The following is an 18,605-nucleotide window of genomic DNA, read 5'->3' as shown; positions in this document are numbered from 1 at the left end:
CATATAGTGAGGAAGATAGGTGAGCAAGGCGGCACAGGTATTGCCCCGTCCGATCGGGCAGACCAGCCGGACGGGGCAGATTGTTTTAACAATTTTCGACCAGATCCTCAGGCGTCAGGGTGCGTTTTCCCTTCTTCGATGAAATCTTCATCAATCTCATCGCTGTTGGCTTCATTATCGCGGCCGGATAGCAAATTCCAGCAGGCAATAAACAGCGCGGCAATCAGCGGCCCAATCACAAAGCCGTTGATACCATATATTTCCATGCCGCCCAGCGTGGAGATCAGAATCAGGTAGTCCGGCATTTTGGTATCTTTTCCCACCAGTAACGGACGCAGAATGTTATCGACCAGACCAATAACCACCACGAAGAACACCACCAGAAAAATTCCCTGCCAGATCATGCCAGAAAAGAAGAAGTAGACCGCAGCGGGAACCCAGACTATCGCCGAACCGATTGCAGGGATCAGAGAAAGGAAGGCAATCAACGCGCCCCATAACAGGCTTCCCTCAATCCCGGTGAAGTAAAATGCCAGACCGCCAAGCACCCCCTGCACCACTGCCACCACCACCGTCCCTTTCACCGATGCACGGGAAACCGCAGCAAATTTTACCAACAGGTGATGTTTGACATACTCCGTCAGTGGTATTGAACGCAGGATCACATTGATCAAATACGAGCCATCTTTCAGCAGGAAAAACAGCAGGTAAAGCATGATACCGAAACCGACTGCAAAGCCCAGGCTGCTTTTACCAATCAGAAAAACACTGCCCGCCAGGTACTGTCCGCCCTGAAGTGCAACCTGCGATAATTTCTGTTGGATGTGGGGTGCCGTATCCAGTTGATGCTGGGCCAGTGAATGCCTTGCCCATTGCGGAAGATGCTGCATCACCTCAGCGAGAACCCCCGGCAGCTGGGTGTTATTATTCTGCAACCTTTCATAGACAGCGTTGAACTCCATCGCCATCGAGGAAACGACAATAGCCAGTGGTGTAATAACAATCAGGCAAATCACCATAACGGTGGCAAACGCAGCCAGACCATTTCTGTCAGCAAAAAGTTGTTTCAGGCGGCGCTTCATTGGATGAAAAATAATCGCCAGGATGGCAGCCCATAACACGGAAGAATAATACGGCCCTAAAATATCTAAAAATGCCACGGTGACGATAAACAGGATCAGGATAAAAAATCCCTTCGACAGGCCTTTAAATCTCATGGTAATTCCCCGAAAACCTAATAAGTTCGCTAACGTAGCATAGAACGCTGCGGCACATTTGCAATGCACGACGGAATGCTTCAGCGCGTGCCGGAATTATCGTCCCTGCCTCGTCTGCGCAGGCTAAATCCGGGATCGTCTGCCACTGGCTGTGGCGCATCGCCGCGTCTGATTTTGACACCGCCTGTGATCAGGCCGGCCAGTGTGGTGTTAACTCAGCAGAACAGAGCGAAATGGAAATGCTGGCGGGCCAGTAACAAGTTCAGCTGTACTCAATAACCTCAAACCCCTCATCCGCAGCCGGCTCCGAAAAATAAGCGGTGATATGTGCAAACTGTTTGTCCGTCACTGAAAAATCGTGTGTGCCTTCAGCATTCCTGGCATGTAAACGGGCTTTGCAAATGTCGTCGGATACATTGAGATAGTGCAGACGATGACTGGCACCAGACTCGACAATGATTTCCATCATTCACTGACGATGGGTTCGGGTATTTGCCGGAAAGTCCAGTACCACGGAGATACCAGCCTTAAGCAGTGAAATCAGATGGGGTTTCATCGCATCTCTGAGCTGTGCAGAGTAGTGCACATAATCCGCTACGGATTGCATTTGACTTGCGTAAAGCGCAGTAAGCCAGCGATCCTCACTGATTACTATTGTGCCGGGCGATGCACTGAGTGTTTCTGATAATGTCGATTTACCCGAGGCGATTTTCCCGCATAGCAAATGGAGCGTGGCTTTTTCCGCTCTGGCAGACGGATTAACTGGCATATTTTACCTCACGGATTTGTTAACGATAATCTGTAAAATCATACGGTTATTTTAACACATTGCCGGACTGGCGGCTCAAAAGGCGTGTCAGTCTGAGATTTAACAATACAGGTTAAACCTTCACTTCTGGCTGATGTTACCAGGAAACAAATGGACTCAGGCAGGATTTCACCTGACATTCATCTAAAAAAAACCCCACCTTAATCCGGCGGGGTTTTCTCTAATGGGGGCTTGCTGCATTTGCTTTTCAGCAACAGCCATCAGCCCCTCTTCTCCTGGCGGAGCCATCGCCAGAAGACGCCCTGTAAAAGGGCAGCCAGCCAGCGACGGGGCTTTACTGCTAAGCCAGTTTAACCGGCCACTGATTCAGCACAATTCCTCTCTTCTGCGCTCCTTCACCGAAATCCTGGAGCACCGCCTTAACATCAGGATCGATATATTCCGCGTTATCGTAATCCACAATGACCACACTGTTTTCCGGGATCTCCGCCAGCAGGGTTTTCAGCCGCGGATTGTGCAGGAAAGTGAGATTTTGCTGGAAACGCAACACATAGTGATCGTCGTAACGAGTCAGCAGCAGCGCATTGCGGTGGCTTTTATAAACACTGAACAGAATCTGGGTTGCCAGTCCGATACCAATACCGGCCAGCATACCAAAGATCAGAATACCGCCGATGGTGGCGAGGAAAGGCACATACTGCTGGGCACCTTTGCGGACATGTTCCACAAACAGGCCGGGTGTGGCCAGTTTATAGCCGGTATGTAACAGCACAGCGGCCAGACTTGCCAGAGGAATAGCATTCAACATTTCACTGAACCACAGCCCACAAACCAGCAGCAACACGCCGTGCACCAGAATCGAAATCTTGCTTTGCGCCCCGACGCTGACGTTGACCGAACTACGCACAATGACGGCGGTGATAGGCAAACCACCGAGGAAGCCACTGAGCAAATTACCAATCCCCTGCGCACGCATCTCTTTATCAGGCGACGGCGGCGGGTTCTGCGCACGCAATTTTTTCAGTGCTTCCTGACTCAGCAGTGTTTCCAGGCTGGCAACCACCGCCAGCGTCACAGCAATGACGTATACCGCCGGATTTTGCCACGCCATCCAGTCTGGACGTTGCAGTTCACCCGTGAGCGCCTGGAGACTGTCAAAAGATGGCAGGGAAATACGTGGCAAATCGGCCATAATTTCCGGATACATTCTGCCGCCGAATACGGTCACCATGCAGCCGAACAGTACCGCCATCAGCGGGCCAGGGATCCAGCTTAACACCTTGATTTTCTTTACCGCAGGTGTGGACCAAAACCACAAAATAAACAGGCCGGTTACCGACACCACAATGGCCGGAATCGATACGCTGAAAGCTCCACCAGTGACCATTTCGCTGAGCTCACTTTCTCCCGCCGCGCCAAGTGCCACCGGGATCTGCTGAATAATCAGTAAAATACCAATGGCAGCCAGCATCCCTTTAATCACCGTTCCGGGAACCAGACTGATAAAGCGGCCTGCGCGCACTACGCCGAGTAAAAATTGCAACACGCCAGCAATGATCAGCGCCAGTAACAAAGCGGAGAAGGAGCCCAGCGTTTCAATTGCGCCGGTCACGATGGTGACCAGTCCGGCAGCCGGGCCGCTGACGGCAAACTTTGACGGACTGAAGGTTGTCACCACCAGCCCACCAATCACCCCGGTCAGCAACCCGACAAAGGGCGGCAGACCACTGGCTTGTGCGATCCCCAGGCAAAGTGGCAGTGCGACCAGAAACACCACCAGACCTGCGGGAATATCCTGACGAAGTGTGGATAAATTCATGGCAGAGGCTCCTGTGAATTCTGCTGAATCAGCTCTTTCAGATGACCGGTTTGCAGGTCGTAAACACAGCCGAAAACATCCAGCTGTACACCATTACGCCACGCTGTGATAACGGGTTCAGTACGAATCAGATGCGCAAACTGCGCCAGCACGTTGGCCTCAACCAGCTGATTCAGACGCTGCGTTTCATCTTCGATACCGCTGGCTTCTGCCAGACCAGGAGCCAGCGCCTCGCGCAACTGAGTAATACGCCGCGCCAGCGGGGAGTTCTCATCAGACAAAGGAATATCCGGCAATGAAATCGCGGCCTGCACGCCACCACAGCCATAATGCCCACAAAGTACGATACGGGAGACTTTCAGATACTCCAGCGCGTACTGCAACACGCTCATAAAGTTGTCGTCACCGCTGACCACCATATTGGCAATATTTCGATGGACAAACAGCTCGCCAGGATGCGCCCCGGTCAGGACTTCAGCGGGCACACGGCTGTCAGAACAGCCTATCCACAATGAATGCGGCTGTTGGGAGTGTACATTCTGCCTGAAATACTGAGGATTACGTTGGCGGCGCTGTAAGGCCCAACTACGGTTCTTAGCTAACAAGGGTTTAAGTGTCGTCAAAATACAGTCTCTCTCTCAGGACAACAGGAATAAGAGCCGGTCCCACCAGGCATGTATCGTTGTGGCCAATCCGGACATCCACTTCAGGTAACAACCGAGTAAAGGTGGTACGTATCGGTTGTGAGCAGTACACGGGGCCGAAATGGCAAATAAAATAGCCTGATGGGCAGGCTTTAAGCCGGGCATCAGATTAATTCAATAAGTAATCACATTAACGCCCTGAACATTAAGTATGTACATAAGTGCTGAAATAAGTTCTGACATTTTAGAAGCATCAGGAAACATTAAGAATATTCCTAGAAAACACCTGACCTTGAATTGTAATTTTTATTAAATTAACTTTATCACCAGAGGATTTTTTGGCATGTATTTTTAAGATTTTCATCTCAAAAATAAATAAAAGAAAAAAGAACGAAAAAATATAATTTTTAAATTTATATATAAAACAATAACTTAAATAGACACCACTATAAAAAATGTTTTTATAAAAGTGCATTAATTTTTTTTTATACTTTTCCGTTCAGTTTACTGAAGGAAGGATCAAATTCAGAATGGAAAAGCTGTTTATTCATTCTTAAAATTTAATTTTACCCATCACAAATAAGTTGGTTATTAATAACCTTATTTATCAATTAATGTCAGAAATATAGTGAAATATTTAAACATCTTTACATTAATAGTTTCAGCAGCGGAAACAACCGGCTGGATTATTAGTCCGGTTTATGTAAAGAAAATTGCCCTGCAAAGCTGACTGTTGTACGTGTCAGACATTCTCCAGCATATTATTCGGCTGATGAATTTTTAGGGGTCATTAATTTTTCATCTGCGATCCAGGTAACACCTGACCTCCCTGACGTTTACCAGCCCCAGAAACAGGTCACAGACCGATCTGAGCTTTGCTCGCTTTCACCGACGTCACTTCGGAAACGCTGCCAGACAGCAGCTGAATGACGGAAGTGCAGAACGCTTCATAAGGCTGTCAAAAGTCATAGTTTCGGAAAATCTTAAGTAACCCGCAGCAAAACCAGGATAATTCTTATGTATTCCAGGTGATTTTTATCTGTTTCCCTTCTTTATCATTTCCACAGGTAAGTAAAGTTTAGCCTATCAATTCGATAGGGTGTGGTTACTCACCCATAAGCGCAATTCCATGTAAGATGTGCGTGATTTCAGGCAGATAGCCTGTGTCATTCAACGCAGAAAAAGCCAGAGCGGCGCCCACTCGCAGATTAAGGTGGGGAACGACAAGCCCCGATAAGCAGACGGTCGTTAAGACCCTTCACAGCAAAAATAATAAGTATCCTGAAAGTGTTCGGTGACTCCACCTCGTGCGCTACGCAACGATGCCTTTTATGTTTTACAAATGGCATCGGTCGTTGGGGAGTGATCGGCTGACAGGCGGCTTTTCTTGATTTCTGCCTTTGCGCCGTAAAACAGGCTGCTGACAAAAGCGACTCTGCGAAATGATTTACCCCAATAACCGATGAGGAAGGCATTATGAGCAATGATCACATCACCGGCAGCGGCGTCAGCCGGAAAAAACTTCTGATTGTTTTAATGTCGCTGGCCATCAGCCCGATTACCCAGGCTGATACCTTAACCCGTGATAATGGCGCACCGGTAGGCGATAACCAGAATTCACAAACTGCCGGTGCAAACGGCCCGGTGCTGTTGCAGGATGTGCAATTACTGCAAAAGCTACAACGTTTCGATCGCGAGCGTATTCCGGAGCGTGTTGTTCATGCTCGCGGTACCGGAGCGCATGGAGAGTTCACCGCGACCGCAGACATTTCCGACCTGACCATCGCGAAGGTGTTTACTACAGGTAGTAAAACCCCGGTGTTTGTCCGTTTCTCCAGCGTGGTACACGGTAACCACTCGCCGGAAACATTGCGTGACCCACGCGGGTTCGCCACCAAGTTTTATACCACTGACGGCAACTGGGATCTGGTCGGCAATAACTTCCCTACTTTCTTTATTCGCGATGCCATCAAGTTCCCGGATATGGTGCACGCGTTTAAGCCCGATCCCCGCACCAACCTCGATAACGATTCACGCCGCTTCGATTTCTTTTCTCACGTACCAGAATCAACGCGTACTCTGACTTTGCTTTACTCCAACGAAGGGACACCCGCCTCCTACCGCAACATGGACGGCAATGGCGTTCATGCTTACAAACTGGTGAACAGCAAGGGCGAAGTGCATTACGTCAAATTCCACTGGAAGACGCTACAGGGAATAAAAAATCTCGACCCGCAGCAGGTTGAGCAGGTGCAGGGTAATGACTACAGCCACATGACGCACGATCTGGTGGCGGCGATCAACCGTGGCGACTACCCGAAATGGGATCTCTATATCCAGGTGCTGAAACCGGAAGATCTGAAGAAGTTTGATTTTGATCCGCTGGATGCCACCAAAATCTGGCCCGGCGTGCCGGAGCGCAAAATCGGCCAGATGGTGCTGAATAAAAACCCGGATAACGTATTCCAGGAAACCGAACAGGTGGCTATGGCACCTTCCAATCTGGTGCCGGGAATTGAACCTTCCGAAGATAAACTGCTTCAGGGACGTCTGTTTGCCTATGCCGACACCCAGCTTTATCGTATCGGGGCCAACGGCCTGAGCCTGCCGATCAACAGGCCGCGCAACGAGGTCAATAATGGCAATCAGGACGGCAGTCTTAACAGTGGCCACACCCAGGACAAGGGCGTGAATTACCAGCCAAGCCGCCTGTATCCGCGTGAAGAGCTGGCGTCGGCCCGCTACAGCCATACGCCGCTGGAAGGCACCACGCAGCAAAGCAAAATCCAGCGCGAACAGAACTTTAAGCAGACCGGCGAGCTGTACCGCTCTTACAGCAAGAAAGAGCAGGACGATCTGATCAACAGCCTGGGCACATCGCTGGCCGACACCGATACGGAAAGCAAGAACATCATGCTCTCTTACTTCTACAAGGCGGATAAAGATTACGGTACGCGCCTGACCGGCGTGGCAAAAGGAGATTTAGCCACGGTGCAAAAACTGGCGGATAAGCTTTCCGACTGATATGAGGGTACGCGCCCGCACTTCGGTGCGGGCTGCCTGGCACAGTGATGAGGAAAACATGATGAAAGCACTTTATCTGATGCTTTGCCTGTTGGCCGCGCCGGTACTTGCCGCTCAGGCGCCAAATAATGCTAATGAGCAGCAGATCAAACAACAGCTGAACAATTACCTGTGGGATGCGGCGCGAACGGGCGAAAACAGCGTGATCAAAAACTTTATCGCCGCAAAATACAATCTTAACGAGCAGGATGAACACGGCTATACCGCAGTGATCCTTGCCGCCTACCACGGCCATTTGACGACGGTGGAAACCCTGCTGAATGCCGGGGCCGATCCCTGCCTGCGTGATAATCACGGTAACAGCGCGCTGATGGGCGCAATTTTTAAAGGCGAGATTAAAATTGCCCGTCGGTTGATTACCGCCAAATGCAGTCCGGATATGCGCAACAATGCCGGACAAACGGCCGCGATGTATGCCGCGTTGTTCCAGCGACATGCGCTGTTAGAACAACTCAAGGCTAAAGGAGCCGATATGCACGCCACCGACGTTAACGGCAACAACGTCGCTGCGCTGGAGCGCGGGGAAATTAACGGCAAGTGACCCGGCAGGTATTACCGGAAACGTTTCGGGCAGTGATATCAGTAAGTTTGCCCGACTGAACGTATCGCCACAGCCGGTTAACCGTGCTTTATATCGATAGCTCACTGAATTTGCAGCCGTCAGGCTGCTCTTTTCATCACAGGACACGGGCAGAAAGGCTGTTGTCGCATGGGCCGACTGCGGATATATTTCGGGTCAGGCAAAAGCCTGTTTCCTGGTACTGAAACAGGCTTCCGTTTTATCACTTAAGAACGCGCTTTACCTAAAACGGCGCTGTTACGTTTGGCACCGATTTTGCCAGTGCCGGGCTGCTCATTGTCGAGCCAGCCGCGGAGGTAGTGTTCTATCTGTTCCAGACTGCGGTTACGCGTCTCCGGCACACACTTAATGACAAACACTGCACCCAGGATACCGACCGCGGCAAAAATAAAGAAGGTGCCAGAAAGACCAATCCAGGCAAGCAGCACAGGGAAGAAGAGGGAAATCAGGAAATTAGCGATCCACATGGCGAACACGGCTCCCCCCATAAAGATACCGCGCAGTCGCGTTGGAAATATCTCTGACAACAGTAACCAGGTGACCGGCGATAACGCTCCCTGTTGAAAACTGAGAAACATTAACATCCCCGCCAGCACCATGTAAGCCCGCAGCAGGTCGGGTTGACCATTGACCGTTTCAGGAAGAAGAAAGCTGACTGCACCGATAAATACCAGGCAGGCGGTACAGCCAAACTGACCAATCATCACCATAGTACGTCGGCCGATTTTACCCAGCATCCAGATGCCGACAAAGGTCATCAGTACCGATACCACCCCATTGGCAATGGTGGCGAACAACGCGGCGTTATCAGACATGCCTGTCGATGTCAGCACCGTCGGTGCGTAATACATGATGGTGTTTACGCCGGTTAACTGCTGAATAACGGCTATCCCAATCCCAATCAGAAAAAGTTTGAACAGCCAGGGCTTCATGACTTCACGCAGCCGGGGTTTGCCTAACGCGCTTTGTTCATCCAGCGTTTCAGTAATTTCCATCAGTTCCCATTCAACGTCCTCTTTACGGCGGGTGCGTTCGAGCACGCTTCGGGCTTCAGCGAGGCGACCTTTCATTGCGTACCAGCGCGGCGTGTCGGGCATAAACATCATCCCCACCCACAGCAGCACGGCCGGTATGGTTGCCACCACCAGCATCCAGCGCCAGGTGCTTTCGCCTCCCCAGATTTCATGGAATGCTGCGTTGGAAATATAAGCCAGCAACTGGCCTGATACGATCATCAGCTCCTGTAGCGTTACCAGCTGACCACGTTTGTGTGCGGGAGCCAGCTCAGCAATATAAACAGGCACGGTCGCCGCTGCCCCCCCTACTGCCACACCGAGAACCAGGCGGAAGAAAACCATCCAGTGTACGTCGGGTGCCAGTGAGGTCCCAACCGCCCCGACAGCAAAGATCACCGCCAGCCAGAGAATGATTTTCTTTCTGCCCGCCGCGGCAGCCAGATGACCGGACAACAGCGCACCCATTGCTGCGCCAAACAGCAGTGAACTGGTAATCAGCCCGGTGGTAAAAGGGGTGAGATGAAGCTCCTTGCCCATAAAAAGCAATGCGCCAGAAATAACCCCGGTATCATAACCAAAAAGCAAACCGCCTAATGTTGCGATCAGCGCAACAACCTTAACGTAGGGCGATGTCGGGGCGTTACTGTTAGGACCCGATGCCCTGTTAAGCGTGAGATATTGTTCTTTCGTCATACAAGACTCCAGTCACCTGCTGTAATAGGAATAAATTCAGATGTTGTCTGAGTGCAAAGGTATTTGCCTCACTACCTGTAAACTCACAAAGTTAATTTAAACCAAATATTTCATATTTGTTAACTATGAAATTTTAGTTTTGAGTTATGGATCATGTTTTGTTGTGATTTTGTTTAACAGAGCGATATGACGCTATTGCTGGATTTCAGAATGGGGAATCAAACAGACAAGGTAATAAACATAATTAAATGATAAATATGAATTTATTTTAAATCAGCTGCATTTAACACGAACATCCATGTTCCGGACGGATAAACAAATTAACCAAAAATTAAAAATTATTTTTCCATATAAATAAAAAATGAAAAATAATTTTAAAAAGGCCACGCAACGCGCGGCCCTGTATTGAACATCTTTCAGATACCCGCAGTTTCGCGAATATATTTCCGTGCTTTGACCGCATATTCAAACGGGTTGGCTATTGCCGGGTCCTGCTCCGCCTCCACCACAATCCAGCCTTTATAGCCCTGCTCATCCAGCAGACTGAAAACCGGTCTGAAATCAATAATGCCGTCGCCTGGCACGGTGAAGGTGCCTCTTCTTACCCCATCCAGAAATGAAAGACCTTCACGGCGTACCTGCTCAATGACCGCCGGACGCACATCTTTCAAATGAACATGATTAATGCGGGAAAAATGTTTTTTCAGGATATCCAGCATGGCTTTTTCGTTACCTTCCGAATACCAGGCATGACCGGTGTCATAGAGCAGCCAGACATTTTCATCCACCAGCGAGAGAAATTTGTCGATTTCAGCGCTGGTCTGGATCCCCGTTCCCATATGGTGGTGCAGGCAAACCTGCATCCCCTTTTCAGCAGCCAGACGTCCCAGCGTGTTGTAGCCCTCCGCGACTCTCTGCCACTCATCTTCGCTAAAGTACGGTTTCTCACTGCCCAGCACCGGCAGGCCGGTGCCCTGGATGCTGCCGCTTTGCTCTGAGCAACCAATCACTTTCGCGCCCATCTCATGCAGGAAATTCATATGATTAACGAATTCATCGATGGTTTTTTCCCGCTGCCCGTCAGCAAAAAAGGTGCTGAACCAGGCGTTACAGATGCGGATACCGCGTATCTCCAGCATCGGCTTGAGAACCTGCGGATCGCGGGGATATTTGCTGCCGACCTCGCTGCCGGTGAACCCTGCCAGAGCCATTTCACTGACAATTTGTTGGAAGGTATTTTCACCGCCCAGCTCCGGCATATCATCATTCGTCCAGCCGATGGGCGCGATAGCCAGTTTGACATGTTGATGGTTCATTATCGTGTCTCCGTCTGTGCATTCTGTTGTTGCAGTTCCCATTCTATCAGCTCACGGGTTTCCACTGCCTGATGCGCCATTTTTTCCGGATAGCCAAACAGCGAAGCGGCCACAATCGGTTCACCGCCAACCCTGAAGTTCTTTTCAGCGAAATTCATTTCACGCAGCGTGCGAAACAGGGCGTCGAAGTCCACTTCGCCTTCGCCCGGCGCAACGTGCTGATGGATGGTGGCGTCCACCCCCGGTGGATTGACGATATAGCGACAGTGTCGGGTGTGATTCATGGTGTCGGCAATCAGCACGTGGGAAAGATCGTCACCGGCATAGCGCAACATTCTTGCCACGTCGCCAACACCTTTGTCGTAGAAAAAGGTGTGCGGCACACTGTAGATGTACTTGACGTTGTCGCTGCGAAACGACTTAACCGCATCGACAGTGGCGTCGCTCTCTTCACAGAAATCCCACGGATGCGCCTGAATTTCCACGCGAATACCTTCCCGCTCGAATACTGGCAGCAGCTCTTCCATTGAGCGATAGAACATCTCATCACAGATTTCCGGCTGATTTGGATCGCCGGAGAATTCGGTGTTAATCACCTGAACGCCCATCTCTACCGCGATTTCCACCATCCGCTTCCAGTTTTTGACCGCCGCCTGACGCCGTAATTCGTCCGGTCCTGACCAGCGATAGACGCAGATAAATGAGGAGATCTCCAGCCCCGTTTCCCGCAGGGCCTGCTTGTATTCCTTCATTATCTCGCGGCTGGCGCGCGGATGCTTATAGAAGGGATTAATTTGCGGATGTGGCGACTGCTCAATATATTTGTAACCCCACTCCGCAACCTGCTGGACCATGCGGGTGACACCCAGCTCTTTGATCACATCAACATCGAATGCAATTTTCATCATCTGTACCTGTCAGTAAAAATGGCCGCTTTCAACAGGCTCAGCGCTGATAGAAAGTCGGGCGTTCCGCCGTGGTGATAGTGACTGTTTCGCCCGTTTCCTGCGCTTTCAGGCAGGCATCGGCAGCAACGGATGCAGCAAAGCCATCCCAGGCTGAAGGGCCATGCAGCTGACCGGCTTTGACATCATTAATAAAGTGCTGTAGCTCCGTGTCATAGGCTTTGATAAAGCGATCTTTCCAGTCGGTAAGTATCGAGGTGGAGAGTTTTGCCGCAGAGCGCAGCTGGACCGATGACGGCTCAGGCAGGCTGGCAATACCGCTTTCTCCCACCACCTGGCACTGGATGTCGTAGCCGTAACGACAGTTAACAAAGATCTCCACATCGATAAGCGTGCCTTTCTCCGTTTCCAGCATCACAATCTGCGGGTCTTTCAGTCGGGCATGGGTGGCAGAAGTCGAGCGCGGGAAACGGACCTGCACCGAACGGTAATCGTCATTGAGCAGCCAGCGCAGCACGTCCAGTTCATGGATTAACGTATTGGTGATGGCCATATCCGTGGTGTAATTTTCGCCGACTTCAGGATTACGGTGCGCGCAGTGCAGCATCAGAGGCGCACCGATTTCACCGCTGTCTATCACTTTCTTCAACGCCTGATAGCCTTCATCGTAAGGGCGCATAAACCCGACCTGTACCAGGCGGCGTCCCGCTTTCATTTCTGCATCCACGATGCGCCGACACCCTTCCGCAGTCACTGCCAGCGGCTTCTCACAAAAGACCGGTTTGCCTGCCGCAATAGCAGCCAGCACGTACTCTTCATGCGTCGGGTCCCAGGAGGTCACCAGCACCGCATCCACATCACCGGACTGAATCAGCTCATAAGCGTCAGAATAAGATTCTGCGTTAATACCGGCCAGGGCAATCGCCGCACGGACGCTGTCAACGTTGATATCGGACACCGCCACCACCCTCGCCCCCTGCAACACCTGCGTACAGCGACGAATATGTTCTTTACCGATAGCACCAGCGCCAATGACACCAAGTTTTAAGGTCATTTTCTTTCTCCTGCGATTTTGTAGGGTTCAGGGTAGTTATTGGATTAGTAATCTCGCGCCTGAGCGCGTTTTTCATTGATCTGCTGAGCAACGTGACGAATGCGTTCCGAGAGTGCCGTTTGAGCGACACCAACATTCCACCAGCTGCCGTATTTGTGCACCATCGTCTTCGGCAACACCTTAATATCAATCAGCGTACTGCCTGTTTCGCCTTGGGCGGCTTCCAGCGCCTGATGCAGTTGTTCCATACTGGTAACCCGCCAGGTTTTACAGCCATAACCGGCGGCGATGGCCGCAAAGTCCACCGGCACCAGCCCGCCCTGTAACTGCCCGCTCTGGGGAGAGCGATAGCGAAACTCAGTGCCAAAGCTGTTCATGCCGTGTTCCATTTGCAGATTGTTAATACAGCCATTGGTCATGTTGTCGAACAGCACGATATTGATTTTTGCCCCTTCCTGAAGGGAGGTGACCAGTTCGGAATGCAGCATCATGAACGAGCCGTCACCCACCAGCGCATAGACTTCGTTTTGCGGCTGTGCCAGCTTCACGCCCAGCGCGGCGCTGACTTCATACCCCATACAGGAATAGCCGTATTCGACGTGATAGCTGTTGGCCGAGCGATTACGCCAGACGCGTTGCAGATCGCCCGGCAGGCTTCCGGCCGCTGCGACGATCACCGCATCCTCTGGCAGACGTTCATTTAACACCCCCAGCACGCTGCTCTGCGTCAGCGTCGAGTCGGTGATTTGACGGAATTCTCGGTAAACAGCATCACGATCGATATGATCGTCAATTTCGGGCACGAAACTGGTTTCCTGCCAGACAGCCTGATAGACCCGCTGCGTCTCCTTTAACTGACTGCTTTGCGCAATATCAACGCGGTCGCCCCATTGTGCATGCCAGGACTCTTTCGCCAGTGCGCTGTCCAGCGCGTTCAGCGCCTCACGCGCATCGGCCAGCAGGGGAATACCATCCAGCTTCCAGGCGTCAAAGTTACTGACGTTGATATTCAGAAAGCGCACCGAGGGATGCTGGAAGATCCATTTTGATGAGGTGGTGAAATCACTGAACCGGGTACCGATGCCAATCACCAGATCCGCCTCTTTCGCCAACAGATTGGCGGCCAGACACCCTGTCTCACCGACGCCGCCTGCATTCAGCGGATGAGAGGAGATAACCGTCCCCTTTCCTGCCTGCGTTTCCGCAAAGGGAATACCGTAACGGCTGGCAAAATGCGTCAGCGCTTCACCGGCACCGGAGTACTTCACGCCGCCGCCACAGACGATAAGCGGTCTTTGACTGGATTTAATGGCGGCGAGCGCCCCGGCCAGTTGCTCGGCACTGGCAGGACGACGATCCAGCAGATGGACACGGCGGGCGAAAAAGGATTCCGGATAGTCCCATGCTTCTCCCTGCACGTCCTGAGGCAGACAGAGCGTCACCGCACCGGTTTCGGCCGGATCGGTCAGCACCCGCATGGCATTGAGGCAGGCGCTCATTAGCTGTTCCGGGCGGCTGATACGGTCCCAGTATTTACTGACCGGGCGGAAAGCGTCATTGGTACTGATACTGAGATCCTGACTCTGCTCAATTTGTTGCAGCACCGGGTCAGGCTGACGAGTGGCAAAGACATCCCCCGGCAGTAACAGCAGCGGGATGCGATTGGCGGTAGCGGTGGCGGCAGCGGTGATCATATTGGCAGCGCCGGGACCAATCGAAGAGGTGCAGGCGATAATCTGACGTCGCAGAGACTGCCTGGCAAAGCCGGTTGCAGCATGTGCCATCCCCTGCTCGTTACGCCCCTGGAATACCCGAAGTTCGCCACAGTCCTGTTCCAGCGCCTGCCCCAGCCCCAGCACATTGCCATGCCCGAAAATGGCAAAAATGCCTTTTACAAACTTCAGCTCTTCACCATCAGACTTAACATACTGATTATCAAGAAATTTAATCAGCGCCTGCGCCATTGTCAGTCTCAGCTTGCTCATAGATTTCCCTTTTTACGGTCGGTAACCGGCTGCAAATTAGCCTGATTGATTGAGGGCTGCGCTTCTGTTTGACGCAGAGAAGGGTTAACGCCCCCTGTAATGTTTTTGGATTATAGGCAAAAAATTTTTTCATTAAACAAAAATACAGAAGAAACATTTCATTTTGCGAGGAGGATCAAACTCTGATGCCATTTTGCCGTCCAGGACGACACGGATTGTGCGAGCAATGCCGGATAAGCAGAAGAAGAGAAAAAAATAACCTATTAAAATTCAGGTATAAAGAGTTCAGGTCATGGCTTAGCGCCCTCTAGGTACAGACAGTAACCTTCATTTTCTCCCCCACCGGCCTGCGGCGTCAGGAGTGATAACGCCTTCACATTTTTGAATGTTTAATTTCAACTTTATTTGCAAATGAAATATTTATTTCTCAAACTAAAGTAGTTCGTTTACCCTCAGGCTGTTTCCGGCGGCGATCCGTTCCGGCAGGCAGCCATGCAAAAGGAAACCCCAGCGATGAATGCAGAAGTAAAGCGGCTTGACGTCATTTGTATCGGCCGGGTGGCCGTCGACCTCTATGCACAACAGATTGGCGCAAGACTGGAGAACGTCAGCAGTTTTTCAAAATATCTGGGTGGCTCGTCAGGTAATGTCGCCTGGGGCACCGCGAAACAGGGGCTGAAATCCGCCATGCTGGCGCGGGTCGGTGATGAGCACAATGGCCGTTTTTTGCGTGAAACGCTCAGTCAGGCAGGTGTGGATACGGAATTTTTGCTAACGGATGAAACGCGGCTGACCGCACTGGTGATGCTGGGTATTAAGGACCAGGAAACCTTTCCGCTGATTTTTTACCGCGATAATTGTGCCGATATGGCGCTGACGCCCGACGATATTAATGAAGACTATATTGCCTCCTCACGTGCGCTGGCGATTACCGGCACCCATCTGTCCCATGCCAGTACGCGGGCGGCGGTGTTGAAAGCGCTGGAGTATGCACGACGCCACGGTTTACGTACGGCACTGGATATCGATTACCGTCCGGTATTGTGGGGCCTGACCACCCCGGGCGACGGTGAAACCCGTTTTGTTGAATCCGACGCGGTGACCCGCCAGTTACAGGAGGTGTTACACCTGTTTGATCTGGTGGTCGGCACCGAAGAGGAATTTCATATTGCCGGCGGCAGCACCGATACCCTGACCGCACTGAAAAACGTCCGCCGCGCCACCCGCGCCACGCTGGTGTGTAAATGTGGTCCGACAGGTTGCGTGGTACTGGAAGGGGAAATTCCCGCCAGCTGGGACAACATCCCGCTGCATCAGGGCGTGCGGGTAGAGGTGTTAAACGTACTGGGGGCAGGTGATGCCTTTATGTCAGGACTGCTGCGCGGCTGGCTGAATGATGAAGGCTGGGAGCAGGCTTGCCGCTATGCCAATGCCTGTGGCGCACTGGTCGTCTCTCGCCACGGCTGTGCGCCAGCCATGCCGACGCGCAGAGAGCTCGACGACTATCTTGAGCGGGCGGACTCCGTGCCGCGCCCCGATTTGGATCAACGGCTTAATCACCTGCATCGCGTCACCAGTCGCACACAGCAGTGGCCTGAACTGTGCATCTTTGCTTTTGACCATCGCAAACAGCTCTCCGATATCGCGCGGGAAGCCGGTTGCGACGAAGCGCGTATTCCTGAGCTTAAACTGTTGCTGCTGAAGGCTGCCCAGGCAGCAGCACAGGAGGCCGGGCTGGAGAAGCGCAGCGGTATTCTGGCCGATGATACCTTTGGTCAGCGCGCCCTCAATGCCATCACCGGCCAGGGCTGGTGGATTGGCCGTCCCATTGAGCTACCCGGTTCACGCCCGCTCAGGCTGGAGCATGGCAATATTGGTTCCCAACTCATTCGCTGGCCGCTTGATCACGTCGTCAAATGTCTGGTTTTTTATCACCCCCAGGACCCGGCATCGCTGCGCGCTGAACAGGATGAACTGCTGCTGGAGGTGTGGAAAGCCTGTAACCAGTCGGGCCATGAACTGCTGCTGGAAATCATTCAGCCGGATGACGGTCCGCTTAAGGCAGAACAACACTATTACGAGATGATCGAGCACTTTTATCATCTCGGTATTAAAGCGGACTGGTGGAAACTGCCGCCGCTTTCCAGTGCAGGCTGGCAGCAGGTGAGCACGCTGATTGAACGTAAAGACCCGGATTGTCGTGGCATTTTGATCCTCGGGCTGGATGCACCGGCAGATGAACTGCGGGCGGGTTTTGCCGCTGCCGCCGGACATCCGTTAATCAAAGGGTTCGCCGTGGGCCGGACGATATTTGGTCAGCCTTCACGCCGCTGGATGCAGAGCGAGCTGAGTGATGAGCAGCTGATTGCAGAAGTGAAAGACAACTACCTGAATCTCATCAGCTACTGGCGCGAAGCGCGTGGGTGATGCCGATGATGCCCGCTATTCTCCACAGGGAGGATGCAGGCTGTTTATGTGATCTTTATTGAAATAACCCGCTTATTTCGCAGCAAAAAATGAAAAATTCGCTTCATTTGGTACACTGGGCACTTCACTCTTTTAATTTTCAGAGCGCACACATGGCTAATAATCCCACCCAACTGACCATTCTTCAGGACCAAATCAGACAGCGCTATGACACCCTGAGCAAGCGACTGAAGCAGGTGGCGCGCTATATTCTCGATAACAGTAACAGCGTCGCCTTCGACACGCTTGCCTCCATTGCTCAGCAGGCAGATGTTCCGCCCTCCACACTGATCCGTTTTGCCAATGCCTTTGGCTTTGGCGGGTTCAACGAAATGAAACAGATGTTTAAACAGCATCTGATGGAAGAGACGGCTAACTATACCGAACGGGCGCGCCTGTTTCGCCAGACGTCCACTGAAGAGTCGTCAGCGCCGGAAACCCCCACTGAAATCCTCAATATGTTTACGATGGTGAACACCCAGGCCTTACAGCAACTGGCTGTGCAGACCGCCGCAGGCGATCTGGAACAGGCCGTTTCGCTGCTGAAGGGCGCGGACAATATTTACGTTATTGGTCTGCGACGCTCCTTCAGCGTGGCGTCTTATCTGACCTACGCGCTGCGCCATCTCGACAGGAAAGCATTTCTGATTGACGGTCTGGGCGGCATGTTTACCGAGCAGCTCAGCATGGTTGGGCCAAAGGATGTGGTGGTGGCGATCAGTTTTTCTCCCTACTCACGCGAGGTGGTGGAGTTAGTCGAGCTGGGCGCCCAGCGTAAAGCACGGCTGATTGCCATCAGCGACAGCCAGGTCAGCCCGCTGGCGGCGTTCAGCGATGTCTGCTTCGTGGTGCGTGAAGCCCAGGTGGATGGCTTCCGTTCTCAGGTTGCGTCCCTGTGCCTGACCCAGACGCTGGCCGTCTCTCTGGCGCTGAACCGCTCGGAAGAAGCACAAAGCCATCAGGCGTGAAGGGTTCACTTCGGCAGTTTATCTGCCACATAAAGCAGAATCCCGACTCGCAAAGCGTTCGGGATTCCGTTGAGTTTACCGGCGGTAGT

General features: G+C 52.0%; 12 protein-coding genes and 1 pseudogene. 4 read left to right on the top strand and 9 right to left on the bottom strand.

From position 1 onward, the window contains the following. Window positions 1-107: 107 nt before the first annotated feature. The 4 genes and pseudogenes from AC3RPL_RS25425 to AC3RPL_RS25410 all read right to left on the bottom strand — a co-directional run bounded on the left by AC3RPL_RS25425 (window position 108) and on the right by AC3RPL_RS25410 (window position 4,428). Window positions 108-1,217 carry an AI-2E family transporter gene (locus AC3RPL_RS25425; protein WP_490742007.1) on the bottom strand — a complete coding sequence of 370 codons (1,110 nt, stop codon included), beginning with the start codon at window positions 1,215-1,217 and terminating at the stop codon, window positions 108-110. 262 nt (window positions 1,218-1,479) lie between these two features. Then, window positions 1,480-1,986 (bottom strand): annotated as a pseudogene (locus AC3RPL_RS25420) (P-loop nucleotide/nucleoside kinase family protein). A 340-nt stretch (window positions 1,987-2,326) separates the two neighbouring features. Beyond that, window positions 2,327-3,805: a SulP family inorganic anion transporter gene (locus AC3RPL_RS25415; protein WP_490742006.1), complete on the bottom strand. Its 1,479-nt coding sequence runs from the start codon at window positions 3,803-3,805 to the stop codon at window positions 2,327-2,329. Further along, window positions 3,802-4,428 (bottom strand): carbonic anhydrase, encoded by a 627-nt coding sequence (locus tag AC3RPL_RS25410; protein ID WP_034939746.1) that lies wholly within the window; start codon window positions 4,426-4,428, stop codon window positions 3,802-3,804. The genes AC3RPL_RS25415 and AC3RPL_RS25410 overlap by 4 nt, the downstream gene beginning before the upstream one ends. Before the next feature lie 1,557 nt (window positions 4,429-5,985). Here AC3RPL_RS25410 and katB point away from each other — a divergent pair. Next, window positions 5,986-7,473 (top strand): catalase KatB, encoded by a 1,488-nt coding sequence (gene katB, locus AC3RPL_RS25405; protein ID WP_490742137.1) that lies wholly within the window; start codon window positions 5,986-5,988, stop codon window positions 7,471-7,473. A gap of 61 nt (window positions 7,474-7,534) precedes the next feature. After that, on the top strand, window positions 7,535-8,074 hold the full coding sequence (locus AC3RPL_RS25400) for an ankyrin repeat domain-containing protein (protein ID WP_490742005.1): 540 nt from the start codon (window positions 7,535-7,537) through the stop codon (window positions 8,072-8,074). A gap of 245 nt (window positions 8,075-8,319) precedes the next feature. On the opposite strand, the gene AC3RPL_RS25395 is transcribed toward AC3RPL_RS25400, so the two are convergent. From AC3RPL_RS25395 to iolD, 5 genes are all read right to left on the bottom strand, one after another. After that, complete coding sequence (locus tag AC3RPL_RS25395) at window positions 8,320-9,822, bottom strand: sugar porter family MFS transporter (protein WP_490742004.1); 1,503 nt, start codon at window positions 9,820-9,822, stop codon at window positions 8,320-8,322. A 416-nt stretch (window positions 9,823-10,238) separates the two neighbouring features. Then, on the bottom strand, window positions 10,239-11,138 hold the full coding sequence (gene iolE / locus AC3RPL_RS25390) for a myo-inosose-2 dehydratase (RefSeq protein ID WP_490742002.1): 900 nt from the start codon (window positions 11,136-11,138) through the stop codon (window positions 10,239-10,241). Further along, complete coding sequence (locus tag AC3RPL_RS25385) at window positions 11,138-12,043, bottom strand: sugar phosphate isomerase/epimerase family protein (RefSeq protein ID WP_490742001.1); 906 nt, start codon at window positions 12,041-12,043, stop codon at window positions 11,138-11,140. Before AC3RPL_RS25385 ends, iolE begins: the two co-directional genes overlap by 1 nt. 40 nt (window positions 12,044-12,083) lie before the next feature. Then, window positions 12,084-13,097: a bifunctional inositol 2-dehydrogenase/D-chiro-inositol 1-dehydrogenase gene (iolG, locus tag AC3RPL_RS25380; protein WP_261643379.1), complete on the bottom strand. Its 1,014-nt coding sequence runs from the start codon at window positions 13,095-13,097 to the stop codon at window positions 12,084-12,086. Between the two features lie 44 nt (window positions 13,098-13,141). After that, window positions 13,142-15,082, bottom strand: coding sequence for a 3D-(3,5/4)-trihydroxycyclohexane-1,2-dione acylhydrolase (decyclizing) (iolD, locus tag AC3RPL_RS25375; protein WP_490742000.1), 1,941 nt, complete (start codon window positions 15,080-15,082; stop codon window positions 13,142-13,144). A gap of 513 nt (window positions 15,083-15,595) precedes the next feature. On the opposite strand from iolD, the gene AC3RPL_RS25370 reads away from it, so the two are divergent. Together AC3RPL_RS25370 and AC3RPL_RS25365 are read left to right on the top strand one after the other, a co-directional pair. After that, window positions 15,596-17,509, top strand: a complete 1,914-nt coding sequence (locus AC3RPL_RS25370; RefSeq protein WP_490741999.1) for a bifunctional 5-dehydro-2-deoxygluconokinase/5-dehydro-2-deoxyphosphogluconate aldolase — start codon at window positions 15,596-15,598, stop codon at window positions 17,507-17,509. A 152-nt stretch (window positions 17,510-17,661) separates the two neighbouring features. Continuing rightward, a complete protein-coding gene (locus AC3RPL_RS25365; protein WP_490741998.1) occupies window positions 17,662-18,516 on the top strand; it encodes a MurR/RpiR family transcriptional regulator in 855 nt (284 codons plus the stop codon). The last annotated feature ends 89 nt before the right edge of the window (window positions 18,517-18,605 follow it).

The organism is Erwinia papayae (genome assembly GCF_058241465.1).
The sequence above is the reverse complement of the archived record's forward strand: the minus strand, read 5'-3'. Positions and strand labels throughout refer to the sequence as shown.